Origin of the sequence: Xanthomarina maritima (assembly GCF_008084905.1) — a bacterium.
GTDB classification, from domain to species: domain Bacteria; phylum Bacteroidota; class Bacteroidia; order Flavobacteriales; family Flavobacteriaceae; genus Xanthomarina; species Xanthomarina maritima.
Genome location: NZ_VSFC01000054.1, coordinates 11,992 through 36,583 on the forward strand (window position 1 = coordinate 11,992; position 24,592 = coordinate 36,583).

The 24,592-nt window shown below is 32.6% G+C and carries 24 protein-coding genes; 7 read left to right on the forward strand and 17 right to left on the reverse strand.

Features of this window, described 5'->3' with window-relative positions; genetic code table 11:
• The 17 genes from FVF61_RS11885 to FVF61_RS11965 form a co-directional block, all read right to left on the reverse strand.
• Nucleotides 1–618 (reverse strand): DUF6266 family protein (locus FVF61_RS11885; protein ID WP_148456743.1); only part of this gene is annotated, 618 nt, incomplete at its 3' end.
• 88 nt (nucleotides 619–706) lie between these two features.
• Nucleotides 707–1,180: a DUF6943 family protein gene (locus tag FVF61_RS11890; protein ID WP_148456708.1), complete on the reverse strand. Its 474-nt coding sequence runs from the start codon at nucleotides 1,178–1,180 to the stop codon at nucleotides 707–709.
• A 231-nt stretch (nucleotides 1,181–1,411) separates the two neighbouring features.
• On the reverse strand, nucleotides 1,412–1,708 hold the full coding sequence (locus FVF61_RS11895) for a helix-turn-helix transcriptional regulator (protein ID WP_148456710.1): 297 nt from the start codon (nucleotides 1,706–1,708) through the stop codon (nucleotides 1,412–1,414).
• A 767-nt stretch (nucleotides 1,709–2,475) separates the two neighbouring features.
• The gene (locus FVF61_RS11900; protein ID WP_148456712.1) at nucleotides 2,476–4,422 is read right to left on the reverse strand and encodes a heavy metal translocating P-type ATPase; all 1,947 of its coding nucleotides are present in this window, start codon (nucleotides 4,420–4,422) and stop codon (nucleotides 2,476–2,478) included.
• The gene (locus FVF61_RS11905) at nucleotides 4,419–4,781 is read right to left on the reverse strand and encodes a DUF3703 domain-containing protein (RefSeq protein ID WP_148456714.1); all 363 of its coding nucleotides are present in this window, start codon (nucleotides 4,779–4,781) and stop codon (nucleotides 4,419–4,421) included. The genes FVF61_RS11900 and FVF61_RS11905 overlap by 4 nt, the downstream gene beginning before the upstream one ends.
• A 56-nt stretch (nucleotides 4,782–4,837) precedes the next feature.
• Complete coding sequence (locus tag FVF61_RS11910; RefSeq protein ID WP_036122963.1) at nucleotides 4,838–5,251, reverse strand: Fur family transcriptional regulator; 414 nt, start codon at nucleotides 5,249–5,251, stop codon at nucleotides 4,838–4,840.
• Nucleotides 5,252–5,253: 2 nt separating this feature from the next.
• On the reverse strand, nucleotides 5,254–6,459 hold the full coding sequence (locus tag FVF61_RS11915; RefSeq protein WP_148456716.1) for an efflux RND transporter periplasmic adaptor subunit: 1,206 nt from the start codon (nucleotides 6,457–6,459) through the stop codon (nucleotides 5,254–5,256).
• Between the two features lie 4 nt (nucleotides 6,460–6,463).
• Complete coding sequence (locus FVF61_RS11920; protein ID WP_148456718.1) at nucleotides 6,464–10,798, reverse strand: CusA/CzcA family heavy metal efflux RND transporter; 4,335 nt, start codon at nucleotides 10,796–10,798, stop codon at nucleotides 6,464–6,466.
• Nucleotides 10,799–10,920: 122 nt separating this feature from the next.
• Nucleotides 10,921–11,316, reverse strand: coding sequence for a hypothetical protein (locus FVF61_RS11925; RefSeq protein WP_233586820.1), 396 nt, complete (start codon nucleotides 11,314–11,316; stop codon nucleotides 10,921–10,923).
• A 63-nt stretch (nucleotides 11,317–11,379) separates the two neighbouring features.
• Nucleotides 11,380–13,443, reverse strand: a complete 2,064-nt coding sequence (locus tag FVF61_RS11930) for a Piwi domain-containing protein (RefSeq protein ID WP_148456720.1) — start codon at nucleotides 13,441–13,443, stop codon at nucleotides 11,380–11,382.
• 20 nt (nucleotides 13,444–13,463) lie between these two features.
• Nucleotides 13,464–13,757 carry a helix-turn-helix domain-containing protein gene (locus FVF61_RS11935; protein WP_148456722.1) on the reverse strand — a complete coding sequence of 98 codons (294 nt, stop codon included), beginning with the start codon at nucleotides 13,755–13,757 and terminating at the stop codon, nucleotides 13,464–13,466.
• A gap of 163 nt (nucleotides 13,758–13,920) precedes the next feature.
• The gene (locus FVF61_RS11940; protein ID WP_148456724.1) at nucleotides 13,921–15,660 is read right to left on the reverse strand and encodes a DUF3987 domain-containing protein; all 1,740 of its coding nucleotides are present in this window, start codon (nucleotides 15,658–15,660) and stop codon (nucleotides 13,921–13,923) included.
• Nucleotides 15,657–16,565, reverse strand: a complete 909-nt coding sequence (locus FVF61_RS11945; RefSeq protein ID WP_148456726.1) for a BT4734/BF3469 family protein — start codon at nucleotides 16,563–16,565, stop codon at nucleotides 15,657–15,659. Before FVF61_RS11945 ends, FVF61_RS11940 begins: the two co-directional genes overlap by 4 nt.
• Complete coding sequence (locus FVF61_RS11950; RefSeq protein WP_093026612.1) at nucleotides 16,552–16,848, reverse strand: helix-turn-helix domain-containing protein; 297 nt, start codon at nucleotides 16,846–16,848, stop codon at nucleotides 16,552–16,554. The genes FVF61_RS11945 and FVF61_RS11950 overlap by 14 nt, the downstream gene beginning before the upstream one ends.
• 2 nt (nucleotides 16,849–16,850) lie before the next feature.
• The gene (locus tag FVF61_RS11955) at nucleotides 16,851–17,147 is read right to left on the reverse strand and encodes a helix-turn-helix domain-containing protein (protein ID WP_093026613.1); all 297 of its coding nucleotides are present in this window, start codon (nucleotides 17,145–17,147) and stop codon (nucleotides 16,851–16,853) included.
• Between the two features lie 211 nt (nucleotides 17,148–17,358).
• Nucleotides 17,359–18,363 carry a DUF6617 family protein gene (locus FVF61_RS11960; protein ID WP_148456728.1) on the reverse strand — a complete coding sequence of 335 codons (1,005 nt, stop codon included), beginning with the start codon at nucleotides 18,361–18,363 and terminating at the stop codon, nucleotides 17,359–17,361.
• Complete coding sequence (locus FVF61_RS11965; protein ID WP_148456730.1) at nucleotides 18,356–19,468, reverse strand: site-specific integrase; 1,113 nt, start codon at nucleotides 19,466–19,468, stop codon at nucleotides 18,356–18,358. Before FVF61_RS11965 ends, FVF61_RS11960 begins: the two co-directional genes overlap by 8 nt.
• A gap of 304 nt (nucleotides 19,469–19,772) precedes the next feature.
• On the opposite strand from FVF61_RS11965, the gene FVF61_RS11970 reads away from it, so the two are divergent.
• From FVF61_RS11970 to FVF61_RS12005, 7 genes are all read left to right on the forward strand, one after another.
• Nucleotides 19,773–20,165 carry a hypothetical protein gene (locus FVF61_RS11970; RefSeq protein WP_148456732.1) on the forward strand — a complete coding sequence of 131 codons (393 nt, stop codon included), beginning with the start codon at nucleotides 19,773–19,775 and terminating at the stop codon, nucleotides 20,163–20,165.
• Nucleotides 20,166–20,313: 148 nt separating this feature from the next.
• Nucleotides 20,314–20,829, forward strand: coding sequence for a hypothetical protein (locus FVF61_RS11980; protein ID WP_199757306.1), 516 nt, complete (start codon nucleotides 20,314–20,316; stop codon nucleotides 20,827–20,829).
• A 3-nt stretch (nucleotides 20,830–20,832) separates the two neighbouring features.
• Complete coding sequence (locus FVF61_RS11985) at nucleotides 20,833–21,135, forward strand: hypothetical protein (RefSeq protein ID WP_148456734.1); 303 nt, start codon at nucleotides 20,833–20,835, stop codon at nucleotides 21,133–21,135.
• A gap of 192 nt (nucleotides 21,136–21,327) precedes the next feature.
• A complete protein-coding gene (locus FVF61_RS11990) occupies nucleotides 21,328–21,774 on the forward strand; it encodes a nuclear transport factor 2 family protein (protein WP_148456736.1) in 447 nt (148 codons plus the stop codon).
• 180 nt (nucleotides 21,775–21,954) lie between these two features.
• Entirely contained in the window at nucleotides 21,955–22,728 is a 774-nt protein-coding gene (locus FVF61_RS11995) for an HNH endonuclease (RefSeq protein ID WP_148456737.1), read from the forward strand.
• A gap of 157 nt (nucleotides 22,729–22,885) precedes the next feature.
• Nucleotides 22,886–23,728 (forward strand): GIY-YIG nuclease family protein, encoded by an 843-nt coding sequence (locus FVF61_RS12000; RefSeq protein ID WP_148456739.1) that lies wholly within the window; start codon nucleotides 22,886–22,888, stop codon nucleotides 23,726–23,728.
• A 173-nt stretch (nucleotides 23,729–23,901) separates the two neighbouring features.
• Nucleotides 23,902–24,540, forward strand: coding sequence for a hypothetical protein (locus FVF61_RS12005; protein WP_148456741.1), 639 nt, complete (start codon nucleotides 23,902–23,904; stop codon nucleotides 24,538–24,540).
• Nucleotides 24,541–24,592: the final 52 nt, after the last annotated feature.

Here is a 24,592-nt window from a genome sequence, read left to right on the forward strand (position 1 = left end):
ATAAACGCTGTTTGACACGATACTACCATCTGCTGTAGTAAATGCCATAAAAAGCTCAACAGTATCTCCTGCATAGGTACTTGGAATTGTAATGATTTGTGATCCTACAGTTCTATCAGCACCATCAAGAATATACATTGATTCTTTTTTACTTGGATTGTAAACTAAAACCATTGCTTTATCGGTTGCATTTGCATTACCTTCAGCAGAGTTATCATCCCAAGTAAATTCAACTTGTCCAGCAGTTGCTAAATCTGTTGCAGGGTTTAATGCGCCTGATAAGTTACCTCTACTTAATAAAGCTAAAGCATAATCTACAGTAAAGTTTGGTGCAGCTCCTGTAATAGCATTATTCAATACATAAGACATTGCCGCATTAAACTCTGTTTTTTGCACCGCATAAGACTTATATCCCTTTTGGATAAAGCCTAAATTTGGTTGAAGATACTCCAAAGTAACAGTAAACTTGTTTCTTTGGTTAACTTGCCCCTCTGTACGTGGATTTGCCACGCTTGAAGGTTTGATTCTCAAGTAGTCAATACCCTTCCAAGAAGCACCAACTACGTTTCCTACTTTACCTGATACACCGCCCAGGATTCCTTGTGAAATAACACCCATTGTATATAAAATTTAAAATTAATACTTGTTCGGAGTTGGTACGGACTTGGTATAGCCTTTTACCAACACAAGTAATATATGGCAAATTCTATGCTAATAGGTTGATTAGGTTTTTGTTGCCCTTTGTTGCCCGATTTTGCTTTTTAGAAAATAAACTTTGAATATATGACACCTTTAAATCTGCCATTTTAGAAATGACTTTTTGCAATTCTGCTTCTTTTCTGCTAATAGCTGACACAATACTAATATGCTTCTGCAACTCTTTAGATTCATTTAGTAATGAAGTGTAGCCATCTTTAAGCGTGTTTCTGCAATCAACTATTGAAATGAACGGAATAACACTGCCTTTTAGATAATAGGCATAGAAACCGCCTATTTGTAGCATCATCGATAAATGATAAAGGGTGTTTTTTTCTTCTTCGTTTGGTACAGTTACCACAAAGCAATTAGGACAGGGATTTGTTAAAGGCTTTCCGCTGTTTTGCCCTTTGTTCAGAATAAAAAAATGAGGTTGCGAGTAGGTTCTTCCGATTTGGTGTGTTTTCAGTTCAAAAGTTGACATAGCTATCCAATTTAAAATTGCTTCGCTATGCTTCGCACCATTAATTTTTTAAAAGAAAAACAATAAAAAAAGAAAGCCGTATGTTCTTGTGGCGTGGGTAAGGCTGTCAAGGTTTTTGGAAAAAATACTACCCACTTTTAAAAATAATATTGGGGTGGAGATTTTTTTCAAAACCCGTAGGGCGTGACCTTTATAGCCTTGCGCGTTGGCTGTGGTAGCCACATATATTTGCTACCTTTTTTTATTTATTTTCTGTTGTTCTAAAACATCTAATATGTCTTGTTTTTTGTAAAAGATTCTGTTGCCCATACGAATTGGATTTAGAATACCGTATTTATTCCAGGAATGTATTGTTACCAAACTTATCTTTAAATAATCGGCTACTTCTTGTCTTGTTAGGATTTCATCATTTTGTTTTTTAGATAATACTTTAAGGTAGTTTTCAATTTTAAACATTAGTTTATCTGCTACCGCATCTGCTAATTCATCTATTGTAACTTCTGTGATTTGAATTGTTTTTGTAATCATCTTGGTTTCTTTTTAGTTAATTGATTTTCACTTTTTGGGGCATAAACTCTTAAAAAAATAGGTTATTACCAATTTGGGCTTGGGGTGAAGCGTTTGTATGGGTAGCGTTTTAAATAGTTGTTTGATAAAACAGCATTTAGAAAAGCTACTTATACAGGACTTATAGGCAATAGCTTTTTGTTTTTTTGAGGTACGAGAAAAAGCAATATGCTATGGCTTATTACTACATTTTATGAACCTATTTTTTTAAAACCGCTGACTTGGGTGGTGGGGAAAAGTGGTCTTTTATATTTGTTAACGAAATGAAACAAACAAAGACTTGAGGTAAGGAATACTTGGACTTAACGATGGTTTTGTGCAGCTTGAATGAGGTAACGAATATGCATCATTTTAAGCTAAAATTTCAAATGGTTATTGTTTCAATTTAGTTCGGATTTTTATTGAAAGTTCGGTTGTCAGCGTGGGAAAAGCGGCTATTTTACATAATGGCGTTATAACTACAGCTTTGGTGATGCGGTGGGTGTAGCGGCTGCTATTATAACTACCCGTTATGTAAACATAGCTTTGGGTAGTTTTTGGTGTGAGGGATGGCAACAGCTCTTTGCTTTTTTATTGTACTACTTTTAAAATATAATAGCAAATAAAATAAGCAATGTGCTGTGTGAGGGTTGGCAACCAAAAACTACAAGTGCGGTGGATAGCGGAACAAAACAAAAGACAGAGGATTTTGAGGTACGAAAAAACTGGGTTTTGGGTTGTGGGGACAATTACCAACTCATTCGTTGTAATCTAACTGCATTTAAAATTGCTAATAATGCTACTCCTACATCTGCAAAAACTGCTTCCCACATTGTAGCTAAACCACCTGCTCCTAAAATTAAGACAATGACTTTAACACCAAAAGCTAAAATGATATTCTGCCAAACAATTTTTCGTGTGGAACGACTTATTTTAATGGCTCTAACTACTTTTGAAGGTTGGTCGGTTTGAATGATAACGTCTGCTGTTTCAATAGCTACATCACTACCCAAACCACCCATTGCAATTCCAACGTTACTTGCTGCTAAAACAGGCGCATCGTTTATACCATCCCCTATAAATGCTACTTTATTTTCAGGATTATTTTTTAATATTTCAACTTCGTTTAACTTATCTTCTGGAAGTAAATCACCTTTTGCATTTTCGATGTTCAACTCTTTAGCGACTTGTTGAGTAATGGAATCTTTGTCACCGGAAAGCATCATAATATTTTTGATACCAACTTTTTGTAATTTGACAATTGTTTCTTTGGCATCTTCTTTTAATTCGTCTGCTATTACCACATAACCAGCAAACTTGTTATCTATTGCAACTAATACAATAGATTCTACAATATTTTCCGTTTCCGCTGGGACTTCTATATTATTAGTAATCATTAATGCTTTATTACCTACTAAAACTGTTTTACTATTTACAATTCCTTTTAATCCTTTACCTGCAATTTCAGAAACGTCTTGAGCTTCAAAATCTTCTCCTTCTGATTTATACTCTAAAATTGCTTTAGCAATTGGATGCGTGGATTGTTCTTCCATCGCCATTAAATATTGCATAAATTCGGTTTCTTTCCAATCAATTGCTTTTACTTCTTTGATTTTAAAAACACCTTTAGTTACGGTTCCTGTTTTGTCCATTACCAAAGTATTTATCTTGGTCATTGCATCTAAAAATGAAGCACCTTTAAATAATATTCCATTTTTTGAAGCTGCTCCCAATCCACCGAAATATCCTAATGGAATTGAAATCACTAACGCACAAGGACAAGATATTACCAAGAATATTAATGCTCTGTATAACCAATCTCTAAATATATAATCATCTACAAAAAAGTAAGGTATAAAAGTAACACCAATAGCCAAGAACACTACAATTGGTGTGTAGATACGAGCAAACTGTCTGATGAATAATTCTGTTTTAGACTTACGAGCTGTAGCATTTTGAACCAAGTCTAATATTCTCGCAATAGAACTATCTTCAAACTTGTTGGTTACCTCAACTTCAATAACACTTTCTAAATTGATACTACCTGCGTAAACCTTTGCTTCTTTTTGAATGGAATCTGGTTTGCTTTCTCCTGTTAACGCAGCTGTATTTAAAGATGCTTTTTCGGATAATAAAATGCCATCCAATGGAATTTTTTCACCTACACGAATTTGAATTTTCTCTCCAATATTGACAACTTCAGGCGAAACACTTTTATAATCTCCCTCACGAAATACATTGGCTTCTTTAGGTCTAACATCTAATAATGCTTTTATATTTCCTTTTGCACGATTTACAGCAGCACTTTGAAATAATTCGCCTACTGCATAAAATAGCATTACTGCAACACCTTCGGGATATTCACCAATAACAAATGCACCAATGGTTGCTATAGACATTAAAAAGAACTCTGTAAAAACATCACCTTTTTTAATACTAATCCAACCCTCTTTTACAACAGGAAACCCTACAGGAAGATATGCAATACCATACCAAGCAATACGAATCCAATCCTTAAAGAAGGAAACATCAAAATAATCTAAACCTATACCAATGATAAGCATTGTAAAACTTATGATTGCAGGTACATAGGTTTTGAATGCACTACCATTACCGTGATTATGACCATCATCGTGAGAATGTTGTTCTTCTGAATTTGGTTTTAAATCTCTTAAATTGACTTTCTTTTTTTTCATTTAATTTCTAATAATATTTCAATGTCATTTGGAATAGGCATAAGTTTTAATGGTGGCACGTTTGCTCCACCTGTATTACCACGTGGAACGTGATTTATAAATGATTTCCAGCCACCCAAAAGCAATCTAATTATTTGACCTATTACTTCTTTCGTATCTTTTTGTCTAAATCCAAACTTTAGCATAAGCCAATGTGAATAGGTATGTTCTATAGGATAAGATTGTCCTATTATATGACTACGTTCTAAATGATACCAAGCATTACCAAACTGCTTATTTTCTAAACAGAAACTGTATTGTTTTAATTCTTGGTTATACGCCTGTTTTAGATGTTTAGGTATTTTAGTATTAAACTTCATATCCTCTAATTTTGGATAAATGTACTTTAATAGTAAGTGCAATGGAAGTGCAATAATTAGACACTACACTTATCGCAAATACCTTTTACCACCAAATTTACATTCTCTGACACAAAACCATTTGGCACTTTTATTTGAGGTATTTTATGTTCTGTTAAGCAAATGGTTTCATTGCAATTATTACAATGAAAATGTAAATGCAAATCGTTTTTAATATCACAATTACATCCCTCTTCGCATAACGCATATTTTGTTATCCCTGTGCCATCGTCTATTTGATGGACTATTCCTTTATCTTCAAATGTTTTAATAGTTCTGTATAAGGTAGTTCTATCTGCTTTTTCAAAAGCATTTTCAATGTCACTTAATGTTACTGCTATTTCTTTTTCTGCAAGAAACTTATATATAAGCAAACGCATTGCTGTAATACGAATTTGTTTTGACTCTAATAATTGTTCTATTGTCTGCATAATTAATGTTCGTGTTCTGCTTCTCCTTTTTTCATTTCTGCGTTAAGGTAATAAGCATTGTTATAGGCAAATTGTGTGTTACTTTCTATATCTTCAATAAATTGAACCGATACCCAATCACCATCTTTAGTACCTAACACAACTTCGATAGGTTTAAAGCTCCAATCGTCATTTTCTTTTTCTACTGAAAACACATAATATCTTTCGCCTTCTTTTATAATTGCACTTTCTGGTAAAGCTTTTGTTTGGGTATTATCTACTTGAATTTTACCTTGAATATACATACCAGGAATTAAATTACCTTTTTTGTTTTCTATTTCTGCGTGAACGTGAACTGCTTTTGGGTTGTCCTCAAAGGTTATGCTTACGGAATAGATTTCTGCGGTAAGTTCTGTATCTGGTATAGATTGTACCGTAAAGTTTACTCTTTGACCCTTCTGTACTTTATGGACATCTTTTTCAAAGACCATAAAATCGGCGTGAACGTGATGCGTATTTACAATTTCAAATAATTCGGTTTGTGGCTCTACATATTGACCTGTTTTTACTTCAACTTTTTGCACAAAGCCTTCTATTGGACTTCGCAATGCTATGCGCTGTGCAATTGTTCCATTGCGAACTGATGTAGTGTTAACGTTGAGTATTCTTAATTGCGCTTCTAAACCATTAACCATTGCTTTTGATGCTTGATATTCTGCTTCTGCTTTCTGGAAATTAGCACCAGAACCAACACCAGCATCGTATAATTTTTGTTGACGTTCATAATTTTTCTTTGCAAGCTCGCTATTGCTATAAGCGTTTAAATAATCCGTTTGCGCTTGTATGATATTTGGGTGCGATAGATAAGCCACAACTTGACCTTTATTAACCTTATCACCTTCAATCACTTCAATTGAAACGACATTTGCACCAACAACAGTAGTAATAGCTGCTTCGTTTTGTGGTAGTACTTCTAACGTTCCGTTTGCCTCTACATAGCCGCTCATATTACGTAATGCCAACGTATCTATTTTCATTTTTAAAGCATCGAATTGCTGTTGTGATAGCATTACTTCTTCGCTTTCATTATGTTCTTCGTCAACTTCTGTTTTTTCTTCCTTATCGTGGGAATGACCATCATTCTCGTTATGATTTTCTTTATTTCCGCAAGCTGAAACAAAAATGGTTAACACCATTACGGTAAGAATTTTATATATTTTATTTTTCATTGTCTTATTGATTAAAATATTGTAATTGAAATGTGCTTTCTAAATAGTTTACTAATGCAGTCTGTGCTTCAAGTTCCGATTGAATTGCTTCTTTTATCAACTGCGTAAATGCAGTATAATCAATTTCGCCTTCTCTATATGCCAGTAATGCACCTGTTTTTTGCTCTTTTGTTAATGGTAAAACTTGGTCTTTGTAAAACTCCCAAGATGTTTTCCATTTTATATAGTTTTCTTTAGCCTGAACAAACCTTGATTGTACTTCCTGTTTTTTGAACGCTACATTGGTTTCTGCTATTTCTTTATCAATTTTGGAACTTCTAATTTGTGCTTTGTTAGTACCTGATAAAAACGGAATGGAAATACCTGCTTGATAGGTGTAAAACCCTGAATTGCCATTTACTTTCTGTATACCACCTTGAAGATTGAACTTTGGCAAATTATCTGCTTTTGCAGCTTTATATTTAGCTTCCGCTTCATCTACAATGTTCTGCGACATACTGTACAACGGATGGTTTTCAATACTAATCGTTTCCATATCACTATCTATCGCTACCTCAAATTCATCTGAAACTGTAAAAATTTCTTCTGATACCAACCACAAATTGAATTGCTGTAAGGCAATAAGGTAATCACTATAGGCTTGCGCTTTTTTATTTTTAATTTGAAACGCTTGATTTTTTGCTGCCGAATATTCTAATTTAGAAATGGCTTCGACTTCATAATTTAAAGCTACTGCTTGTTCAAATTTGGAATAAATGGAATCCAGTTCTTTATACAAGTTATAGTTCCGTTTCATTTGATAGCATTTAGACCACGCTTTTTTTACTTCCAATTCCAGTTCCAATTCGGAAAGTTGAAAGGCTTTTTGTGCTAACTGAATGCGTTGTTCTTGTAACTTCCTTTTTGAACCAATACCAAACACATCAATATTAGATTGACCAATACCTATGGTTGTATAGATGCCATTACCACTATTAATTTCTTCACCACCTGTAAAAATTTGAGTCGTTCCGAAATCATAGGCAGTCGCTTTTAATTGCTCTTGTTTTGTAATTTCCAACTGCTTTTGTTTGAGCAATGGATAATTACTTTTTGCGAGTTTAACAGCTTCCTGTAATGAAATTTCGGGAATTGTATCATTCAACTCTTGAGCGTTACTTTGTGGTGAAAAGCCAAACAGTAATAATACAACTGCTGTTGCTGTTACTAACTTTTTATTTGGCTTAAACGTAAAAGATTTATTTTCTACCCAATGGTATAAAATAGGTAACACAAATAGTGTTAGCAAAGTTGAAGTTAATAATCCACCAATAACTACAGTTGCCAATGGACGTTGTACTTCTGCACCTGCTGATGATGAAATCGCCATTGGTAGAAAGCCTAACACATCTGTAAAAGCAGTTAGCATAATAGGTCTGATTCTTCGTTTAGTGCCTTCAACTATTCTATCCTTTAGATTGGTTACACCTTCTTCTTTTAATTCGTTGAGTCCACTTATCATTACCAATCCATTTAAAACTGCAACGCCAAACAACACAATAAAACCAACACCTGCTGAAATACTAAATGGCATATCACGCAACCATAAGGCTACAACACCACCAATGGTTGCCATTGGGATGGCTATATAAATCATTAAGGTTTGAGGTAGTGATTTTAATGCAAAGTATATTAGTATAAATATGAGTAACAATGCAATAGGAACAACGGTTTGTAATCGGTTGCTGGCACGTTCCAGATTTTCAAATGCACCACCATAGCGAATAAAATAACCCGATGGTAGTTCCAATTGTGCATCTAATTTTGATTTTATTTCAGTTACTAAAGATTTTACATCTCGACCTCTGACATTGATACCTACATAGGTTCTTCTGTTGGTATTGTCTCTACTTATTTGCATTGGTCCTGCTTTGTAACTTACATCAGCTACTTCGCGAAGTGGAATCTGTGCACCAGAAGGTAAGTTGATAAACAAATTTTGCACATCTGTTATGTCTTTACGATTATGAGAACTTAACCTAACCACCAAATCAAATCGCTTTTCTCCTTCAAATATAGTACCTGCTACTCCTCCTGCAAAAGCTGATTGCACAATTTGATTTAACGTGTTTATTTGAAGTCCGTATTGTGCCAATTTATTTCTATTGTAAGTAATGGTCATTTGTGGCAATCCTTTCGTAGCTTCTGCTCGCATATCACCTATACCTTCAGTACCTGCAATAATTTTAGATATTTCTTCAGCTTTTTGGGATAGTATGTCAATGTCTTCACCATAGAGTTTAATGGCAATATCTTCACGCACACCTTCAAGCAACTCATTAAAACGCATTTCGATAGGTTGAGTAAATTCATAATTAACACCAGGAACGATTTCAACCGCTTCTTTCATTTTCTCAATCAATTCATCTTTTGTCTCTGCTGTTGTCCATTCGCTTTTAGGTTTCAGAATAACAAAAACATCAGCTAAATCCATTGGCATTGGGTCGGTTGGTATTTCAGCAACACCAATACGACTAACAATTTTTTCGACTTCTGGAAATTTGGCTTTTACTATTTGTTCTATTTTGGTCGTAGTTTCAATAGTTTCTGTAAGTGAGCTACCTGGTTTTAATATTGCGTGAAATGCAATATCACCTTCATCGAGTTGCGGGATAAATTCACCACCCATTCTTGAAAACATAAAAACAGTTATCCCAAACAACACAACTGCAATACCAATTACCCATTTACCTTTTCGCAAGGCTCTAACCAATAAAGGTTGATATTTGTCTTCAACCCAATGTACAAATCTATCTCCATAAGATTTTTTATCATTTTTTGGTGCTCTTAACACTAAAGCAGACATCATTGGCACATAGGTTAAACACAGTACCATTGCACCAATCATAGCAAAAATAAAGGTCAATGCCATTGGTTTAAACATCTTTCCTTCAATACCTTGTAAGGCTAAAATGGGTAGAAAAACGATAAGGATAATCAACTGACCGAAAAACGCAGCGTTCATCATCTTTTTTGAAGCATTAGACGCCACTTTATCTCGCTCTTTGGATGTAAGCTGTTTCTTTTTTAGTACTTGTGATGCAATGAGAAATACTGTACTTTCTACAATAATTACAGCGCCATCAACTATAATACCGAAATCTATTGCTCCCAAACTCATTAAGTTTACCCAAACATCGAACACGTTCATTAAAATAAAAGCGAATAATAAGGATAATGGTATTGTTGAAGCAACGATTAAACCACCTCGCCAATTACCCAATAAGAAGATAAGCACAAAAATAACTATCAATGCACCTTCAATAAGATTTGTGGTTACAGTAGAAGTTGTTTCTCCAATTAATTTACTTCGGTCTAATAAGGGTTCAATAATTACACCTTCAGGTAATGACTCTTCAATTTGAGCCATTCGCACTTTTACATTGGCAATAACATCATTGGAATTTGCACCTTTTAGCATCATCACCAATCCACCTACAACTTCACCTTCACCATCTTGGGTTAAAGCTCCATAGCGAATAGCAGCACCAAATTGTACCGTAGCAATGTCGCCAACGGTAATTGGAATATTGTTTGTGTTTTTAACCGTAATCTTTTTAATATCCTCTAAACTACGCACCAAACCTTCTCCACGAATAAAATTGGCTTGATGGTTCTTTTCAATATATGCTCCACCTGTATTTTGATTGTTAGCTTCAAGAGCTTCAAAAACATCGGTAATTGTTAAACCAATAGCTTTTAATTCGTTTGGGTCTACAGCTACTTCGTATTGCTTAATTTTTCCACCTATAGCGTTTACCTCAACTACACCTTCTACCATAGCCATTTGACGCTGTACAATCCAATCTTGCATTGTGCGCAAATCAGTAACCGAATATTTGTCTTTATACTCTGGTTTTACTTTAAGTGTGTATTGATAAATTTCTCCCAATCCTGTTGAAATAGGTCCCATAGTTGGCTCGCCAAAACCACTCGGTATTTGTTCTTTAACATCGTTTAGTTTTTCTGCTACTAATTGACGAGGTAGATAGGTTCCCATATCATCGTCGAATACGATGGTAACAACCGATAAGCCAAAACGAGAGATTGACCTAATTTCCTTTACATCAGGCAGGTTGCTCATTGCAACTTCCACAGGGTAGGTTACAAATTGTTCAATATCTTCTGTACCTAAATTAGGTGCTTGTGTAATAACCTGTACTTGGTTATTGGTAATGTCTGGAACAGCATCTATTGGCACTTTGGTCATACTCCAAATACCTGCTCCAATTATGGTAAGCGTAAGCAAACCAATAATGAATTTGTTATTGATTGAAAAATCAATGATTTTATTAATCATAGTAAAATTTTAATTCAGTTAAACTATTCGAAATAATTCTGATATAAGAAAATAGAATTACACGAAATGAAATGAACCCTTTAGGCTCAAAATTGGATATAGCTATCCATTAAAAAACTGAACTATACTTTAGGTGGCTGGAAAAGTGATTCCAAATATCTGGAAGTGAAGTTTACTTTATGTAAATTATATTGTTTTTTCTCTTCAAACTTTAGTCGATTGGTTAAAGCCAAATTATTGTTAGCAATAATTAAAACTAAAGGGTGACAGCATTGATTATGGGAATGGACTGGTGTATTCTCCTTATCTGGGTTGTGATGATGCTCTTCATTTTTTGCATCGCTGTCAATGTAATCTTCAACTACATAATCAAGGAAAGAGTCTCCATAAACTTTATGGTCTTGATAATGGGTAATAAGGTTTGAAATTTCTTTAATTGGACCACAAAAGTCCATATCTATGCTTATCCCTTGAAAAAAGAATAAAATAGACATTGATATGGAAACAAATATTTTCATATAACTTATACAAATATAAGAATTTTTTAATGCAATGGTTGTGCAAAGAAAAAAGGCTTCGGATTATAAAAACCATAAGGTTTCTTGACCAAAAGGTGGTATTTCCTTGCTTTCAAAACGAGGTGCTATTTCTGCAACCATTTCAGGATATTTAATTGTTATTGGTACGTTTTGTTGACGTAAGGATTTCCAATATAGCCTACTAAATTGATACACTTGCTCTATTAGCTTTCTAATCATTTTACTATCATTTAAAGCCTCTGGTGTAGGACTTGATATTTTAAGTTTTATTGGAAATGAGTAACTTGAATGACTTGGGTATTGAACTGTTGTCTTATACCTTAAATTATTAAATAAAAGATATTTGTGTTCATCTTTCCTGCCTATATTTATAAAAGTACCACTCATAGGTATTAGCTCACCATTCCAATTTTGGTCGAAAGCAATTATATCTTGAGATTTTGTTTTATTGATATTTAAAACAAATAAAGGACAAGGCAATTTAAGTTTATCCATCATTTCTAAAACAGGTTGTATTTCCTCATCCTTCATATCCTTATAAAAGTGAATAACTATTTTTTCAGGTATTTGGTTTGTTGGTACGTATTGATAGATAGCATCACTTAATGCACCCCCTAACTGTTTAACATCAGATTTACTGAAATAATGAAATTCATTAAACCTTCCATTATTTTTAAAACTGAATGCACTTGCTACATATCGAATGTTTTCTTCGGTATTTTTAAATGCACCCACACCAATAACTAATTCATTTTTAGGTTTGACATTTAGTTGCCAAGGTGTACCATCTAATTTTGCTAATAAGGCTAATGAAATGTTTGTTAAATCGTATATGAACTTATGTTGATTTCTTCTAAATCTATCAAACTCTATTACTTGAGATATAATTCTTTTATATAAAAGCTGTTCTTTAACCTTGTAATACACTAACTTTTTTTCAAGATTGGGTTCGTGCTTGTTAAAAGGGCTTAAATAAATAGCAACGTAATTAATGTTAGGGTCTGATTTAAAATCTTTTATACCCTTTGCAATTTGAGGTAATGGATTTTCTAAATCATCAAATACTATATTGACATCATTATCGAAATGTGCTAAAACACCTGCATAAATGTTTAAACCTTTATACCAACTTGTACCATCTTCCAATAATTTTTGCAATGCTTCTACTTCTTTAGCATAACTTGTATGATATATAAAGAAGAAATGCACATTATCTAACTGACAAGGATTTAAAGGCTTTAAATTCTTAAAATCAATTTTGGGATTTCTACCAACACCATTTTGGAACACTAAATCATTGCTTTCATCAGCAACTTCACCAATTCGATTTATTTCTACAGGTAAGTAATCGTCATTATTAACAGGGATAACTTTCTTAAATTCCTCACTTAAAATGAAATGCTGAATAAACTTATCGATTTTGTGTTTATAACCAATATATTTATTGGAATCATCTTTGGGTTCTGGTTTAATTTTAAACGCATTACGTAAATCGTTATTCAAAATGGCAAAAGCCTTTGTGTTATCATCAATAAATTCCTTTTCCTTATGATATTTTAATAACCTCATTTTATATACAACTTTATTAAGATTTGTTGTTGAGGTATGTTTTATAATTTCAGAAATAGGTTTTTTAAACACTTTAGCCATACCATCATAAGAAATAACTAACTCACCATATTCACTAACTTCTTTAATTTGTACTTTGACAGTAAACTTATAATACTGTGCAAAACTTTTATTTTGATATGATCTATTACCTATCCAAATTTGATTATCATTCACAAAGTTTTGACCAACAAGTTTTTTTATGCTTTTAAAGAATTTTTTGATTCGCCAATTATAGTAATGCTTTATTAAGTCGGTTGGTTGTTGTTTTAGATTGAGTTTTAAAGGCAAATAGCCTTCCTTTTCATAAATAAATGATGTGTAGATAAAATCAGGATTTTCTTCTTTTATACCAGGAAACAAATCTTCTATATTGGTTGGAAACTTTGTTTTATACAACTTTTGTGCATTACCAATTTTCTCTTTACTTAAATAAAAAGTTATTGGTTTGTCTGGTAAATCAAATGTTATGATATTAAAATAAAGTTCCTGACTCATAAGACTTGGGCTTATTAATTCTACTTCTTGCTCAATCTATTAATTTTTTGTTCTACAATTTTGAGGATTTCCGTAATGTTTTTTTCTTCTTTTAACATAAAGACAATTTTATCTGCTAACCAATATTGAAGCATTTCACTTTTGTTTTGCTTTAATGCTTTAGCTAATGCTTCAACTTGTTCTTTTCGAGCTATACGAGTACCACGTTCAATTTTACTTAAAAGTGCAGTATCAATATTCATTTGAGAAGCAACTTCTCTTAACAATAATTGCTTTTCTTCTCGTATTACTCTGATGTATTCTCCAAACGTCATTTTGGGGATATTTTGACTTGTCAATATTTGTCTAATGTAAGAAAAAGAAAATAAGAACTAACAAAAAGATATTAACAATTATAAACAGTAAATGAGGAAGTTAAGGATTTGAGGATATAAAGTAATTTTATAAATCCTCGTTTCCTTAAAATCCTCAAAATCCTTATTGTGTTTTTATGGGATTTGTATAATTGTTATGTGCTTCCCTATGTATTAGACCAGCATCAACAAATTTTGTAATATAGCCATCTGCTGTTTTATGAGGTATCTTGTTTTTGTCGGCTATATTTAGGTAGTCTTGTCTTGAAAACTGATAAGGTAATGCTTCTAAAAAACGTTCTTTACGATTGGCTCTTTTTACTTCTTTTTGTTCAATAGGTAAATCGTTAAACACCTTACTACTGTGCTTTACTAATACGCTTATCATTTCCAATGTATTTTCGAAATCTATATCCTCACAATATCTTACTTGGTTTACATCACCATCTTCCATAATGCGAAATACAGAAAACAACATTATAATTCTAAATGCTATTAACCCCAAACGTCTAACTGTTGCTATATAGTCATCGGGTTGAAGATTGAGGTATTTTGTTTGAAGCTTCTCAAAAAACACATTAAACTTTTGTTGTTGCTCTGTTGTTAGCCTTACTTCAATATCAGGATTGTTTTTTAGGGTTTTGTATAACCCAAAAAATTCATTTCCTAACTGGTCGTAATATTCATCTAAACCATTGGTTGTATCGGTTTGAAAAACGTTTTTCCAAGTAGGTTTGATATTCATATAATAAAACATAAATCGACTAAACAACCCATTTTCAGCACTTGGAACCAATGCTTGAATTTGTTTTGGTGTACCAGATAGTACCGTTGACAAACAAGGTCTTTCAATATCTACATATTCTTTATCGGTTCTACGATAGTAACTAATGGTTTCGTGGTGGAAAGCTTTACGGAAACCATCGGAATAATTACCGTAATCACTTTTAAAGGCTTGTGCCAATGTATCTCCTTCTGTTTCAAAAATTAACCCTCTACCTTCATTGTCAGATATTAATTGATAAACACCTGTTACACTATTGTTAGCCGGAATAAACAACATTCTTTCAGGTGGTTTACTCGGTTTTTCCATAGTTTCACTTTTGCCCTTATTCATATTATAAGTAGCCATTTCAACCTGATGTTGTTGTTTTAGGGTTTTGGATTGTTCGCGTTTTTGTTTGTGAACAGGATTTACCAAATTTTTAATTTGGTTTAATCTTCCTTTACCTGCTGAAGCTGGTGCTGTAACAAATAAATACAAGTTACTAAACACTTTACGTTGGTCGTACACACCGAACAATTTTGGGAAACAAGCGCTAAATGCTGTTAATGCACCCAACAACAAAATATCACGTTCTTCATTACTGCTTGATGGTTGTACCACTTGTTGCAAAAATGTTGGTATGTTGTTGTAAACTGTTGTAGGTATTGTTGGCAACGGTTGTTTTACTTCCTCTGGCTGTTGCAATACTTCAACAATTTGTTGTTGCTGTTTAGGTTTAATACCTACTTGATGCAAATGGTGGTATAAGGTTGCTATGCTTATACCGTGCCCTTTTGCTTGTAAACACTTGTTATATTGTTCGTCACATTCTTTATGGTCGTAACCTGAATAATTTCTGCTAATTCTATGGTAGTAATCACGTCCAGCTTCTCCGTATTCTTCTGAAATAGCAAAACCAATATCACGCCACTTTTCATAAGTATCTGTAATATCTATACCTGATTGTTCTAAAGCGTTGATATATGTTTCTATATCATTTGCAACAATCGTTGTTGGGTAGTTGTTGATTGGTTTTTTAGGTACTTCTTTTTGCTCTGGAACAGCTAACCAATCTTTCGGGTTGAATATCTTTGTCATATCTTTTGATGTCTTTTATGTAGGTATGCCAATGGATCGTGGGATAAAAAACACGCTCTGGAAATGTCTTTACCCGATTGGTCAACCTCTATGTTATATGTATGCTTTATGTAATTGGCCACCGCAATAAAATATTCGTTGTGTGGCACTTTGGAAACATCGATTCTAATTATCCATTTTAAGCCTTCCCCTGAAGGTGATGTAAACAACAATTCGGTTTCAAAATATTCATCGTTCAATAATTGTTGTTTTAGTTCTTCAAGATTCTGCAAATGGTCAAAATCGATTGTTAGTAATGATGAATGCTCAATTAAGCTATCATCATTACGTTTAGAAAACACACCTGAAAATGTTACATAATCAAAATGATTTGCTTTAAATTTCCGTGCTTCTTTAGGGTCTTTAATCGCTCTAAATTGCTCTGTGATACTTTTATACTTATTGCTTGTAATACGCTCAAATATTTGATGTAATCTTACTTTTTCTGTTGGAAACACATTTCTAATTGGTGCTCTATAAAAACTGCTGTAAGCATACCAAGTATCATCGGGTGCATCTAACCAGGATAATTCATCTTCTTTTTTAACTTCAAAATTTAGATGCAGTTCCTCATTAATTTTAAGTAACAATTCTTCTTCATTAATACTTTTAAAATGATAGGATGCAAAATCGAATACATCGCCTTTAAAATCGGTTAATTCTGTGTCGTAATGGATTGCTTTATTTTCAACAACATTAATTTGTAATGTTGATTTACCACCGTTAAAAGGATTGCGGGTTATCCCACAGTCCCTTCCTTTTAAGGAAAGGACTGTTGATTTAGGATAATACTGCCTTAATACATAAGCATAAATATTTAACCCGTAATGCGTTTTCTTTAAGATACTTTCTTTACTTATTTCCATCGCATTTAAAATTTGGGTTATAATAATTGCTCTGTAATAGTTCCTCTATATCAGATACTTTGTAATAAAATTTACCTTGTATCTTGCTATATGGAATCGTGCCATTTGAACGGAATGTTTGCAATGTGCGTTGGCTAATATGTAGCGTTTGCATTACATCCTGATTATCAATCCACATATCTTTTAAGCGTTCTGCTCTCGTAGCTCTTATTAATTCGATACGTGCTTTTAAATCCTTAATCTCTTGTGAGAGTGCCAAGAGTAAATCGATAATTTCAGTCATAACTAAATCCTTCCTTTTTTGATTAAATAATTAGCTGCCTGTTGCTCGATTTCATCTTGGGAATCCATACGGTTACGCAGTAACCATTGGTCTAACTCCTGACGTTGGAAATAGATTTTTTTACCATTCGGTTTATAGTGTGGAATGGCTCCCGTACTTGTAAGTTTATACAAGTGCGATTGTGATAGTTCTAAATACTGGCAAGTTTCATTGAAATTCAATACTTGCTTCTGCAACGTTTGTTGTTCTACCAACAACTTCTCGATGCGTTCTAAACGTTCAATTATTTTAACGTCCATCTTTTTATAAATTTTAATTTAAAAATGGACTTCTGCGCAAAAGTCATCCTTGATTGTCAAGGACATAACAAATATTGAAAAAGGTGTTTGGTATAACAGAAAAGAGAAAAAATGGCATTATTAAACCATTGTAAAACAATGTATTACACCGTTTTTGGTATTATATATTTGGTATTAAGTAGAGAAAATACCACTTTTAAAAAGTGAAGTTTTATTTGATTTGGTCAAGCCAAAAATTGGCTTCAACTAATTTTTGATAGGCTCTTTTTTCAGTACCTAAAAATCTACGGTATTCTTTACCTGCATTACTACTTGGTCCATACCGATAAGCAAAGAATTTATAAATGTGTTTAGGCTCTATTTTTTTAGATGGTTTACTGTTAAAAAATATTCTTTCATTAAAATATTTAGTTTCTGTTAACTTAACCATAAAAGCTGCAAGTAATATTTTATTACCTCTATCCTTTATGAAGTAATATTCATCATTTATAATGCCTTTTTCATTTAATAGCTCCTCTAATTTTGCAAATTCTCTTTGTTTAATCTTATTAATAAGTTCGTTATAGGATAAGACATCATTGTTTTCCTCTCTAAAATCACCTTGTATAGCGTTGAATTTGGAATTTTGTTTTTTAGGCTTTTTAACCGTTTTTATTTCTGCTCCGGTATAATCTTTTACAATTAATTCCTGTGGTGGTTCTTCGTAAAAAAATACTTCGTGTAATTCTTCTATTGTATAAATTTCTGCATCACCCAATTCAGAAAATCGGTCTTGAAGTTCCATAAAAAGCATCATTGCATTAGCCTTTAAAAATGAAATGATATAGGCTTCATCTGATTTATCGTTTTGAATTGGTTTTAAAGACAAACTTTCCTCAAGATCATTATCCGAAATATAGTTGCTAATTTGGTTTAGGTAGTTTTTGATGCGGTTGTATTCTTTATCATACAAGAAAGATAAATGACCAGGTGTCGTATTGATTTCAAGTGCATCATTAATTTGATTAAAATTTTTGATAAACTCGTTTTCTATTAACTTCAAATAGTATTTACGCTTGTTAGAATACGCCTTTTTGAAGTCGATTTCATATTTAGGCGTTGTATTGAGGTATTGCTTTTTAAAGCCTTTTAAAAGCTCTTTAAATTGGTTTTCGGTTCTTTTATCATCAGTAACCTTTTCCACATACAGTAAGTCGATAAATAGGTCTTTAGCCATTTGGGTTAAGGTTTATTCTGTAAGCTGCTTGTTTCTTTTTGTCGTCAATTACTTTAGCGTAAATTTGAGTTGTTTTTAAGTTCTTATGACCTAACATTTTTGATACTGTATAAATATCAGTACCTAAAGTTAGCTGCAATGTAGCAAATGAATGTCGCGCACAATGAAACGTGATATTCTTCTTAATTTCTGCATTTCCAACCCAATCTTTTAATAGGTCATAGTTTCTCTGAACGTTATTAATACTCTCGAATACTTTTTGAGTTGGTTCGCCTTTTTCTCCTAACAATTCAAATGCTTGTTCGGAAATTGGTAAAGTTTCAGCTCCTTTAGTTTTCTTTTGCTTAAATCTAATAAAATTCCCGTAACTTTCTGAATATTGGATTTCTGACCATTGTAGCTTTGTAATATCCGACCAACGCAAACCTGTAAGGCAAGAGAAAAGAAACGCATTTTTTAATTGTGGATGTTTACTATCTGTTCTAAAAAGCTTTCTAACTTCTTCTAAAGTTAAAAATTCCATATGTGTATCTTCTTCTTTGAAGTTTTCAACATAAATTGCAGGATTGTATTGTATTACCTTTTCTTTAACCGCTTGACGTAATACTGCCAATAACTTTTTAAAATATGCAGATTTAGTATTTTGGCTTAATTCTCGTTTACTTCTAGAAAGTGCCTTTTTATCTAAATACTCTTTAAAACCTTCAACCCATTCTTCATCAATTCTTTCAAAAGAAATACCACTAGGGTAATAAGCTTTTAAATGCTTTAAAGTACTATTCCATACTGCTAAATTCCCCTTGCTTTCTGAACGCCTTTCAATCCATTGCTCTAAATACACAAAGAAGTTACCTTGTTTCTTTTCCTTATTCTCAAAGCCATAAATATTATTTTGAATTTCCAGATGCCTTTTAGCTCTGATGCTTTCGGCAAGTTGTAAGATTTTCTTATTCTCTAATTTTTGTGCTTTGGTTAAGGCCCCTTTATCGGGTTCTGGTGTTAAATATAATTTCAAGTACTCGTACTTACGATTACCGTTTTCGTAATAATCAAGATATAAACTAATTCGTTTCCCTTTTCTACGTTGGCGTAAAGTAACTTTCATTTTCCTTATATTTACTGTGTTAGACTATGCGTTTTAAGAGTGTTGTATGGGCAACAATACGGCAACAAATATAAGCAAAAAAGGGTAGTTTGGCAACAAAAAAGAATGTAAAATTACACGTAAACTAATGATTAATAGATATATAACAAACAAAGGAAAGATAATGAATTTCCTCACCGGAAATTCAACACGTTTTGCTATCTTTAGTGCGTCAGCGGAAAATACTTGCGCATTTTCCCGTTACTGACGCTTACACAAAACCGTTGTGCGCAAACTGAAAACAACTCACTAAAAAAGGAATAGCTTGAGAAAATTAAAATTATTTCTTGTATTTATCTTAATTGGAATCTTAAACTTCTTTGGATTTATAATTTACTTGAGCAGTACAAATTTGCCAGGAGGAGAAGTTGGAATGATACCATTAGGAATTGCACTTGTTTCCTTAATAACAGCTATAATTTCAATCGCATTTATATTACTCATATCTTTAAAACTGAATATTAGTTTTTTAATATCAATACTTATATATCACATTATTTACTTCATTCTTTTAATCTATAATGGGTTGAATCCTTTTGCGGAAACTGAATCTGAAAATATTGATATTTCTATAATCATAATTGCACTAATAATTGGAATTGGAATAATAGTAATTAATAGACTATCAAAACGAATGAATATAAAACTAAAAATATAAAAAAGTCAGCGCACAACACCGGCTATAGTTCATTGCTTCTGACTTTCCTATCGGAAAGTCCTCGCAAATTTGCTATCTTCGGTTTACGGCGGAAAATCCTCGCGGATTTTCACGCAACGAAACCATAGCCAAACACGTTGCCACACATTTGAAAAAAACGACAGACATAGAATTTAACGATATTGGAGAACTGAAAAAAATCGGTTTTTTAGGATTTAAAAGCGTAACGGAATTAATAGCTGACCCAAACATTTTACCAAATCAAATGGGAATTTATTTGGTTCTCAATCCGTCAAATACGAAACCTGAATTTCTGATAAAAGGAGTTGGTGGATTTTTCAAAGGCAAAGACCCAAATATCTCAATTTCGGACTTGAATAAAAATTGGGTTGAAAACTCAAAAGTTGTCTATATTGGAAAAGCTGGTGGAATAAACGGAAATGCAACTTTGCGTAGTAGATTAAAACAATATTTGAGATTTGGACAAGGTTTTAATGTTGGACATTATGGAGGTCGTTTAATTTGGCAACTTAAAAATCACTCGGAATTGATTTTTTGTTGGTTGACTTTAACTGACATAGAACCGAGAGAATTGGAAAAAAAATTAATAGCGGATTTTATCAAAGAATTTGGAAAAAGACCGTTTGCAAACTTAACTGGATAAAAAATGGGGAAAACATTAGGATTAGACATTGGCGAAAATTCAATTGGTTGGGCGTTATTGGAAAATAATAAAATTGCAGATTACGGAGTGCAAATTTTTGAAACAAAACCCAATGAATTGAAAAAAAACTCTAACAAAATCGAGACCATTAAATTGACATTTCGTCAAAACTATCAACTGATTTGTTTGAGTGTTTTGACCTTGTGCTTATTTGGAATGGCAATAGCGACACCAAATTTTTGGCAATTTTGGATAAACTTGGGAATTGGTGGAATAATTGCGATTTTAACAACATTAAAAAAATAAAAACGTGTGGCAACACCGTGTATAGCTCATTGCGGCTGAATTCCTTAAACGGAATTCATTGCAATTTGCTATCTTTCGGTTACGGCGGAAAATCCTCGCGGATTTCCCGCAACGAGCCATACACAAAACCGTTAGCAATAATTTGAATCAGAACCCTCGAGCATCCAATAAATATCACCAAAAATCAACTAAATGAAAGATTTTAAGAAATTAAAAATTGTGATTTTATCGATTTCATTTATGGGATTGCTATTATCTTGCTCTGACAAAAGTCAAACGGTCGCAAACCAAGAGGATTTATTATGGAAATTGGAAGAGGAGTACATTAAAGCTCATAAAGATGCTGACCACTCAAAAATCTTATCAATGTGGGACGAAAATTTTCTAGGTTGGCCTAGTCGTTTAGAAAATTCTGCGCAAAAGAATTCTGGTTCGGATTATTTGGAAAAATACTTTTCGAAACCAATGCCAACGGAAACAAAATTCCGAATTGAAAAACAAGGAATTCATATTGAAAATAATATTGCAATTCTACATTACCGCTTTCTTCTATTTGAAAGTAGCACCAGAATAACACACACGTGGATAAAAAGAGGAAATAAATGGTATATCCTTGGAGGAATGGATTGGAATGAATAAACCGAATTAAAAAACTATTGCTAACACCGTATATAAAAAATTGCTAGTTTTAGCTTAACCAATGTGAGTTGCTTTGTTTGCTTGCATCCGATTTTCCTTCGGAAAATCCTCGCACACAAACACGCAACATTTCATATACATAAACGTTAGGCAACATTTGACAAAAACCGAGAATAATCAATGAATTGGATAATTTCAGCAAATTCTAAAATGTACGACCATTCAAGTTCTTTTGAACATTATGGTTCAATAGATTGGAGACAAGGAAATGCGAAATTTGAAGTTGGAGATACTGTTTACATTTATTGTACTCGACCTTTAATGATGATACAGTACAAATGTACAGTTGATAGAATTGACCTTAATTCTGACCTAATTAGAGACGATAAGGAATATTGGCTTGACGAAGAGGAATATTTTAAATCGTTAGATGGAAAATTTATGACTTTAAGACTTGTCGAACAAGTTTCAAACAATCAAATGAAACTAGAGAATCTTAAAGAGAATGGATTAAAAGCTGCACCACAAGGTCCTGTAAAAATAAAAGATGAAAATCTGCTAAAACACATTGAAACCTATTTTACTGATAACTATCAAACTGACTTTTTTCCTGATACTGTGAACGAGGAAGAAACAGAATATGAAGGAGCGAAAAGAATAGTAATTGTCAATAAATATGAGAGAAGTTCAAAAGCGAGAGAAAATGCAGTAAATTTTCACGGACTGAATTGCAAAGTTTGTGACTTGAATTTTAAAGAAATGTACGGAGAAATTGGAGAAGACTTTATTCATATTCACCATTTGGTTCCAATTCACGAAATCGGAAAAAATTATAAAATAGATTATAGAAATGATTTAATTCCAGTTTGTCCAAATTGCCATTCTATGCTTCATAGAAAATTAAATGGTAAAGAACCAACTATTGAGGAATTGAAAAAAATGATTAATAAATAAAAAACGTTGCCTAACAATGGCTATAAGTAATTGCTTGTTCTCGCCTACTTCTGAAAATCCTCGCGGATTTTCAGTTTGGTGTGTACTTGCACAGTTAAGTGCTAAACCACGCAACTACTCATAGCCAAGACCGTTGTACTGCATTTAAACAAACTGAATGAATAGACCACAAACAATACAGATTTTTCTACCAGATGGTTCACCTAGAAGTGTGAAAATTGCCGAAATAACAAATCGCGTTGTAAAAGCAGTTTTAGTTCCAAGAAACAAAATAGATTATATTTCAACAAGAAATGAATTGAATAATGTTGGAATATATTTCCTTTTTGGAGAGTCAGCGGACAAAGCGAAACCCATTGTTTATATTGGAGAAGCAGAAGATTGTCTTGATAGACTAAAACAACATAACCGAACAAAAGAGTTTTGGAATTATGCAGTCGCAATGGTTTCAAAAATCAACGCTTTTACAAAGTCCCATGCCAAATATTTAGAACATATAGCAGTTGACCAAGCAAAAGAATCAAATAGATATGAAACAGAAAATTTAACTGCTCCAAGCAAACCATTTGTAACTGAATCTATGGAAGCTGACTTACTTGATAGTTTCGATACAATAAAAATCCTTCTTTCCACTCTTGGATTTCCAGTATACGACAAAATTGGTAAAGAACAGATTACTTCAAAAGAGTTATTATTCTTAAATGGTAGAAATATAAAAGCAGAAGGCGACTTAATAGATGATGGTTTTGTAGTCTTTAAAGGTTCACAAGCGAAAAAGGAAACAGTTCCTTCTTGCCACGAATATTTAATAAACTTACGTCAGAAACTTTTATCAAATGAAATAATCATTGAGAAAAATGAAAATTACGAGTTTGTTCAAGATTATGTTTTTAATTCGCCAAGTACTGCTGGCGGAGTTGTTCTAGGACGCTCGACAAATGGCTGGACGAAATGGAAAAATAAAGACGGAAAAACTCTGGACGAATTAAAAAGAAAATAAAAAACGCAGTACAACACCGTATAAAAATAATTGCGGTTTAGTGTTAAAACAAAGGTAGTTGCGTGTTTGCTACATCTGATTTTCCTTCGGAAAATCCTCGCATACAAACCCGCAACTATTCTTATACAAACACGTTGTACGTAATTTGAACAAATCTAAATCTGAAATAAAAAATGTATATAAAAAACCGACAAACTGAACTTTTTAAGGAACATAAAATTGAATCTTATTTGAATAAAATAAGAGAGTCCATTTTAGAGAAAATTGAAAAATACAACGACATTTACATCTTGAACGTAGACATAAATAAAGAAATAGAAAAAATATTATATAAATACGATTTAGTAACATTAAAGATTCCAACTTTGAATAAAGAAACTATTTTATCTTCAATAACTGAACATAAAATCAGTGGTCATCGATTCCCTAAAAACATAAAAGTTGACAAAAATGAAGAGTATGAAATTGAACAAGTTAATCACCTAGTTAGCTTTATTGGAAACGAGGAGTTGTTTAACTATTCACCAAGTTCAAATAATCCAAAAACAGTAAAAGCTTGTATTCATAGTAATAGACTTGAATTTACATTGAGCAACTGGAATAAAATTAGAGGAAATGAGGAAACGATTGAAAAACTAAAAAAAGAGTTTTCAGACGATTTAGATATTATAGAAACTAATTTGTCAGCTCTGAAAAAAGATGTGAACTTATTTAAAAATGACCTAAAAACTGAAATAAATAAGTTCTTTACGGAAAAGAAAAATCTGATTGTGAAGGAGAATAAAACTCTTGAGAAATTAAAAACGTTATAAAAAAACTACGTACAACAAAGAACTGAGTTAAAAAACAAGCAATTTCAAGCTA